This is a genomic window from Methylobacterium sp. WL64, assembly GCF_008039945.1.
Classification (GTDB): Bacteria; Pseudomonadota; Alphaproteobacteria; order Rhizobiales; family Beijerinckiaceae; genus Methylobacterium.
In genome coordinates this window covers 1-7,193 of record NZ_VRVA01000184.1, presented here as the reverse complement: position 1 = coordinate 7,193, position 7,193 = coordinate 1, and the positions used below count along the sequence as shown (strand labels likewise).

General features: G+C 71.5%; 6 protein-coding genes and 1 pseudogene. All 7 read left to right on the top strand.

The genetic code is table 11. The annotated features are described in order from the left end of the window. A pseudogene (locus FV242_RS31675) lies at positions 1 to 273 on the top strand (septal ring lytic transglycosylase RlpA family protein); the annotation flags it as partial. Between the two features lie 151 nt (positions 274 to 424). Beyond that, positions 425 to 1,645, top strand: coding sequence for a D-alanyl-D-alanine carboxypeptidase family protein (locus FV242_RS31670; RefSeq protein WP_147910714.1), 1,221 nt, complete (start codon positions 425 to 427; stop codon positions 1,643 to 1,645). Between the two features lie 10 nt (positions 1,646 to 1,655). Then, on the top strand, positions 1,656 to 2,360 hold the full coding sequence (gene tmk / locus FV242_RS31665) for a dTMP kinase (protein ID WP_147941695.1): 705 nt from the start codon (positions 1,656 to 1,658) through the stop codon (positions 2,358 to 2,360). A 10-nt stretch (positions 2,361 to 2,370) separates the two neighbouring features. After that, positions 2,371 to 3,426, top strand: coding sequence for a DNA polymerase III subunit delta' (locus tag FV242_RS31660; protein ID WP_147941694.1), 1,056 nt, complete (start codon positions 2,371 to 2,373; stop codon positions 3,424 to 3,426). A gap of 170 nt (positions 3,427 to 3,596) precedes the next feature. Then, complete coding sequence (metG, locus tag FV242_RS31655) at positions 3,597 to 5,186, top strand: methionine--tRNA ligase (RefSeq protein WP_147941693.1); 1,590 nt, start codon at positions 3,597 to 3,599, stop codon at positions 5,184 to 5,186. Between the two features lie 17 nt (positions 5,187 to 5,203). Then, positions 5,204 to 5,998 carry a TatD family hydrolase gene (locus tag FV242_RS31650; RefSeq protein WP_147941692.1) on the top strand — a complete coding sequence of 265 codons (795 nt, stop codon included), beginning with the start codon at positions 5,204 to 5,206 and terminating at the stop codon, positions 5,996 to 5,998. After that, positions 5,995 to 6,813: an MBL fold metallo-hydrolase gene (locus tag FV242_RS31645; RefSeq protein ID WP_147941691.1), complete on the top strand. Its 819-nt coding sequence runs from the start codon at positions 5,995 to 5,997 to the stop codon at positions 6,811 to 6,813. Before FV242_RS31650 ends, FV242_RS31645 begins: the two co-directional genes overlap by 4 nt. The last annotated feature ends 380 nt before the right edge of the window (positions 6,814 to 7,193 follow it).

Genomic DNA, 7,193 nt, shown 5'->3' with positions numbered 1-7,193 from the left:
GCACGGCCCGGAACGCCCGCCCCGACGAAACTCGCCGCGGCGGCCCCCGCGGCGCTGCCGGCCTCGGCCAAGTCCACCCTGGCGCATCTGGCCTCCGGCGCCGCCAAGGGGTCGACGATGCTCGCCTCCAAGACCGCGGCCCCGGCCTCGGCCAAGGCGGCGGTGCCAACCAAGGTCGCGGCGGCCGCGAAGGCTCCGGCCCCTGTGAAAGCCGGGACCCCCACCCGGACGGCGTCGGGCGGGGGGCATGCCCGCCTCGCCGGGATCTATTGAGGGCAGCCCCGGCGCGTCCCGGACGGCACGCCGTTCCGCAATGCGGCATTTCGCGTTCGATCCGGCGCTGAAACCGTAATATGGTCACGCTTGTTATCCGGATGCGGCGGGAGTTTCTCCGGCCGGGCGGCAGGCGCGGGACGGACCGGTGATGCGCAGGACCCTTCTCACCCTTCTGGCGGCCGCTTGCGCGCTGGGCGCCGGCCTCGCGGGCGCGACCGCTCAGGGCTTCCAGACGGCGGCCCCGCACGCGATCCTGATCGATGCGGATTCCGGCTCGGTGCTGTTCGAGAAGGCCGCCGACGAGCGGTTCTCCCCGGCCAGCATGGCCAAATTGATGACCACCGACATCGTGTTCGAGGCGCTGAAATCCGGCCGCCTGGCGATGGATACGGAGTTCACCGTCACCGAGGACGCCTGGAAGCGGGGCGGGGCGGGCGGCGGCGGCTCATCGATGTTCGCCCAGGTCAACAGCCGCATCAAGATGTCGGACCTGCTGCGCGGGCTGATCGTCCAGTCGGGCAACGACGCCGCGATCACCATCGCGGAGAACATGGCCGGCACCGAGGATTCCTTCGCCGGGCTGATGAACCGGCGGGCCAAGGAGATCGGGCTGACGAATTCGACCTTCCGCAACGCCACCGGCTACTCGGCCCCCGACCAGAAGGTCACGGCCCGGGACATGGCCAAGCTCGCGATCCACCTGATCGACACCTACCCGGACCTGTACAAGATCTTTGCCGAGAAGGAGTTCACCTGGAACAAGATCCGCCAGCAGAACCGCAACCCGCTCCTGGCGCTCGACATCGGCGCCGACGGGCTGAAGACCGGCTACCTGGAGGAATCCGGCTATGCGCTGACCGGCTCGGCGGTGCAGAACGGCCAGCGCCTGGTGCTGGTGATCTCGGGGCTCAAGACCGCCCGGGACCGGGCCTCCGAGGCGCGCAAGCTGATGGAATGGGGTTTCCGCGCGTTCGAGACGCGGCAGATCTTCGGGGCCGGCGAGACGGTCGCCGACGCCTCCGTGTTCGGCGGCCAGGCGGGCTCCGTTCCGCTGGTCTCGAAGAAGCCGGTGCGGGTCCTGCTGCCCCGCGGCTCCAGCGACCGGGTCAGCGCCAAGGTGGTCTATACCGGGCCGCTGATGGCCCCCGTCGAGGAGGGCCAGCAGGTCGGCACCCTGCGGATCCAGCGCGGCGACACGGTCGCCCTCGACCAGCCGCTCTTCGCCGGCGCGACGGTGGAGCCCGGCACGCTGTCGCAGCGGGCGATGGACGCGGCGCTGGAGTTCGGTACCGGCCTCGTGCGCAAGGCCTTCGACCGCGTCGGCAAGAAGGACGCGAAGTCCGGCGAGCGTACGGCCGATCCGACGTGATTGGACGCCCGTGATCGTGCCAGGCTTCGAGGACGCTTCGCAGCGAACCTTCATCACCTTCGAAGGCGGGGAGGGCGCCGGCAAGTCGACCCAGGTCGCCCGCCTGGCCGCGACCCTGCGGTCCCGCTCGGGCCGGGAGGTCCGCGTGACCCGCGAGCCCGGCGGCTCGCCCCGGGCCGAGGAAATCCGCGTGGCCCTGCTCGGCGGCGTCGCCAAGCCCTACGGCCCCTTCGCGGAGGCGCTGCTGTTCAGCGCAGCCCGGATCGACCACCTCGACCGCCTGATCCGCCCGGCCCTGCGCCGGGGCGAGATCGTGCTGTGCGACCGCTTCATCGACTCGACCCGGGCCTACCAGGGCGCGGCGGGCGGCCTCGACCCGGCGGTGATCGCCGCCCTGGAGCGGGTCGTGGTCGGCCCGACCCGGCCCGACCTGACCCTGATCCTCGATCTGCCGCCCGAAGCCGGGCTCGCCCGCGCGGCCGGGCGCAGCGCCGGGACGGGGCAGGGGGCCGACCGGTTCGAGGCGGAATCGCTGGCCTTCCACACGCGGCTGCGCGACGCCTTCCTGGCGATCGCCCGGGCCGAGCCGCAACGTTGCGCGGTGATCGATGCCGGTCGCGACCCCGATGCGGTGGAAGCCGCGATCCGCGCCGCGGTGGCCTCCCGCCTGCCGGGCCTGCTGCCGCTCAAGGAAAGCCGCGGCGATGCCGCCTGACCCCCGCGCCATGAAATTGGCAGACCGCGCCGCCGACGACGTCGAGCCCGGCGACCTCCCCGGTATCGCGCGCCCGCGGGAGACCCGGGCGCTGGTCGGCCACGCGGCCGCGGCGGCCGCCTTCGCGGAGGGAATCGCGGCGGGGCGCCTGCACCATGCCTGGCTGATCGGCGGCGCGCCCGGGATCGGCAAGGCGACGCTGGCCTACCGGGTCGCCCGCCGCCTGCTGGCCTATCCCGCCGGCGGCGGGCCGGCCGGGCTCGATGTGCCGGACGAGAACCCCGTCGCCGGCAAGGTCGCGGGCCTGTCGCATCCGAACCTCGTGGTCCTGCGCCGCCACCGCACCGTCGGCGCCAAGACGCTGCCCACCAAGATCTCGGTCGACATGGTCCGCCGGGCCCTGGACCTGTTCGCCTCGACCGCCACCGATTCCGGCTGGCGGGTCTGCATCCTCGACAGCGCCGACGACCTCAACGCCAACGCGGCCAACGCCCTGCTCAAGGTCCTGGAGGAGCCGCCGCCGCGCGCCCTGTTCCTGATCCTGGCCCACCAGCCCGGCCGACTGCTGCCGACGATCCGATCCCGCTGCCGGGTGCTGATGCTGCGCCCGCTGGCGCCCGAGGCGGTGGCCCAGGTGGTGCGCGGCCTGCCCGAGCCGTTCCCGCAGCCGGAGGAGGCCGCCCTGGCCCGGGCGGTCGCCCAGTGCGAGGGCTCGGTCGCCCGGGCGCTGGCGATGCTCGACCCGGTCACGGCCGGCCTCGTCGCCGAGGTCGAGACCCTGCTCGCCCGGGCGCAGACGCCCGATTGGGGCCGGGTGCTCAAGCTCGCCGAGACCCTGGCCGGGCGCGACGCCGAGGTGCGGTTCGAGGCCGCCCAGGACGCGGTCCTGCGCTTCGTCTCGGCCGAACTCGACCGCCGCCGGAACGAGCCGCCCGCCCGCCTCGCCGCCCTGGTGGACGTCGCGGACCGGTTCGGCCGCGCCGCCCGGGAGGCGGCGATCTACAATCTCGACCGGCGCCCGGTGGTGCTGTCACTGTTCGGCGATCTCGCCGAGGCGGCCTCGTAACCCCTCTGCGCGCCGGGACGACCAGGGCGCTGCCCTGGACCCGCAAAAGGTCCCGGATCGTCTGGGGTCACGATCGTCCGCGCGGTTCCCGATCCCGGCGGCTGTTGCGTCCCCGCCGCTGCCGCGCGACAACGCGGGCAACCTCCTGCGATGATCCGGAACACCCCGACGTGACGTCCAACGCCCCGGCGCACTCCAAAAAAACCTTCGGCCTCTCGACCGCGATCTCCTACCCCAACGGCGCGCCGCATATCGGTCACGCCTACGAGGTGATCGCCGCCGACGCCATCGCCCGCTTCCACCGGCTCGACGGCTACGACGTGCTGTTCTCCACCGGCACGGACGAGCACGGCCTCAAGATCCAGCAGGCGGCGACCCGGGCCGGCACCAGCCCGCGCGCGTATGTCGACGGCACCGCAGCGCGCTTCCAGGCGATGGCCGACCGGATGGACTGCGCCTACGACCGCTTCATCCGCACCACCGAGCCCGGCCACTACGAAGCCGCGCAGGAGATCTGGCGGCGGATGGAGGCCAACGGCGACATCTACCTCGACACGTATGCCGGCTGGTACTCGGTGCGCGACGAGGCCTATTACGACGAGGCCGAGACCCGCCTGCTCGAGGATGGCAGCCGCCGCAGCCTCGCCACCGACACCCCGGTCGTGTGGATGGAGGAGGAGAATTTTCTCTTCAGATTGTCCGCCTATCAGGACCGGCTGCTGAAGCTCTACGAGGACCAGCCCGACTTCATCGGCCCGGAAACCCGAAGGAACGAGGTGGCGAGCTTCGTGCGCTCCGGCCTCAAGGACCTCTCGGTCAGCCGCACCAATTTCGACTGGGGGGTACCGGTGCCGGGGCATCCCGGCCACGTCATGTATGTCTGGGTCGACGCCCTGACCAACTACCTGAGCGTCACCGGCTTCCCCGACGCGGAGAATCCCCTGAAGAAGTTCTGGCCGATGGACCTGCACGTCATCGGCAAGGACATCGTCCGGTTCCACGCGGTCTACTGGCCGGCCTTCCTGATGGCGGCCGGGCTGCCCCTGCCCAAGCGCGTCTTCGGCCACGGCTTCCTGCTCTCCAAGGGCGAGAAGATGTCGAAGTCGCTCGGCAACGTGCTCGACCCGTTCGAGCTCGCCGACACCTACGGGGTCGACCCGGTGCGCTACTTCGTGCTGCGCGAGGTGCCGTTCGGCGGCGACGGCAGCTACAGCCACGAGGCGATCATCGGCCGGATCAACGCCGATCTCGCCAACGACCTCGGCAACCTCGCCCAGCGCTCGCTCTCGATGGTCGCCAAGAATTGCGACGGCGCGGTGCCGGATCCCGGGGCCCTGCCGGGTTCTTTGGACGCGGCCGATCGCGCCCTGCTGGCCCAGGCCGACGCTCTCCCGGACAGGGTGCGGAGCCTGATGGGCGATCTCGCGCTCCACAGCGTCCTGGCCGAGATCTGGGCGGTGGTGGCCGAGGCCAACCGCTACTTTGCCGGGCAGGAGCCGTGGCGCCTGCGCAAGTCCGATCCGGCCCGGATGAACGCGGTGCTCTACACGACGCTGGAATCGCTGCGGGCGTTCGGCATCCTGGTCCAGCCGTTCGTTCCGACCGCGGCCTCCAAGCTCCTGGACCTGCTGGCCGTTCCGGCGGACCGGCGCAACCTCGCCGATGCGGGGGAGGGCGGACGCCTGGTACCCGGCACGGCGCTCCCCGCCCCGGCTCCGGTCTTCCCGAGGTTCGAGCGGCCCGAAGCGCCGGCGGCCTGACAGCGATCCGAGACACGATGCTGATCGACAGCCACTGCCATCTGGATTTCCCAGATTTCGCCGCCGACCTGCCGGGGGTGATCGCCCGCGCCCGGGAGGCGGGCGTCACCGGGATGCTGACCATCTCGACCCGGGTCGCCCGGGCCGGGACCTACCGGGCGATCGCCGAGGCCCACCCCGAGATCTGGTTTACCGTCGGCACCCATCCGGACGGGGCCGCCGAGGAGCCGGATGTGCCCGCCGAGACGATCGCGGGCCTCGCGCGCGCGCACCCCCGCTGCGTCGGGATCGGCGAGGCCGGGCTCGACTACCACTACCCCGACGGCGCCCCCGAGGCCGTGCAGGAACGGGTGCTGCGCGCCCATATCGAGGCGGCGCGCCTGTCCGGCCTGCCGCTCGTCATCCACGCCCGGGATGCCGACGAGCACATGGAGCGGGTGCTCACCGACGAGATGGGTCGGACGCCGTTCCGGGCGGTGCTGCACTGCTTCTCGTCGGGCCGGCGCCTCGCCGAGGCCGGGCTCGAGCTCGGGCTGTCGATCTCGTTCTCCGGCATCGTCACCTTCCGGCGCGCGCACGCGTTGCGCGACATCGCCCGGAGCGTGCCCCTCGACCGGATCCTGGTGGAGACCGACGCGCCGTTCCTCGCCCCCGAGCCGCATCGCGGGCGCACCAACGAGCCGGCCTACACCGCCGACACCGCCCGGACGCTGGCCGAGACCCTGGGGCTGTCCGCCGAGGACTTCGCCCGGATCACCACCGCGAATTTCTTCACCCTGTTCGACAAGGCTAAACCCGGGGAGGCAGCGTGACGACTTCGGAGGATGCGCCGGCAACGCTGACTCTGCGCATCCTCGGCTGCGGCTCCTCCGGTGGGGTGCCGCGGGTCGCCAGCGGCTGGGGCGCCTGCGATCCGGAGGATCCGCGCAACCGCCGCCGCCGCTGCTCGATCCTCGTCGAGCGTGAATCCGGGGGAGGGCGGACCACCCTGCTGGTCGATACCTCGCCGGACCTGCGCGAGCAGCTCATCGACGCGGGCGTGCGACGCCTCGACGGCGTGCTCTACACCCACGCCCATGCCGACCACACCCACGGTATCGATGACCTGCGCCCGCTGGTGATCGCCATGCGGGGGCGCATCCCGGTCTATGCCGACAGCCTGACCCGGTCGCTGCTGACCACGCGGTTCGGCTACTGTTTCGAGACGCCCCCCGGCAGCGCCTATCCGCCGATCCTCGATGTGCGCGACCTGCCCGATGCGCTCAGCCTCGACGGGCCGGGCGGTGCGATCATGGCCGAATCGCTCCTGGTCGAGCACGGTACGGAGGCCGCCCTCGGCTTCCGCTTCGGCCAAGCCGCCTACATCCCCGATGTCAGCGTGATCCCAGAGGCGAGCCTGGATCGGCTCCATGGTCTCGATCTCCTGATCATCGACGCGCTGCGTGACACGCCGCATCCCACGCACTTCTCCGTCGCGGACGCCCTCGCGCTGATCGAGACGGTCCGGCCCCGGCGCGCCGTGCTCACCAACCTCCACACCGACCTCGACTATGCGGCGCTGGCAGCGCGCCTGCCGGAAGGGGTGGCCCCGGCCTATGACGGCATGAGCCTGAGCCTCGACGACTGAACCGCCCTTCGCGGGGGGGGCGAATCGGGCGTCACACGGCCGTCGCCGCCGGAGTCCAAGAAAATCGGCTCCGCCCCGGAACAACCCTGTTGACGGCGCGGATTGAGCTGCGTATACACCGCTCATCGGCGCCGGCCGCGGAAGTGGCCCGGGCGCTGAGGCATCTTCTGACAGTTCAGCGGGATTGGCCGGCTTAAGCGCCGGGCGATCGGCTGTCTGTCTCTGGTAGGCGGGTCTGCGGACCTGATCGACCGGTCTTTGACATTGTTGGATTTGAGGAAGGGAGACGCGGACGGCGTTTGTCCTTGCGGCTGGAGCTTTGGCTTCGGCAAGTGAGAGACTAGTGCCGATCGTCGTGTTTCTCTTTTTGAGCTCACCGA

Coding starts and splice junctions, on each gene's coding strand:
- FV242_RS31670 (WP_147910714.1), top strand. CDS start 425: ATGCGCAGGACCCTTCTCACCCTTCTGGCGGCCGCTTGCGCGCTGGGC.
- FV242_RS31660 (WP_147941694.1), top strand. CDS start 2,371: ATGAAATTGGCAGACCGCGCCGCCGACGACGTCGAGCCCGGCGACCTC.
- FV242_RS31650 (WP_147941692.1), top strand. CDS start 5,204: ATGCTGATCGACAGCCACTGCCATCTGGATTTCCCAGATTTCGCCGCC.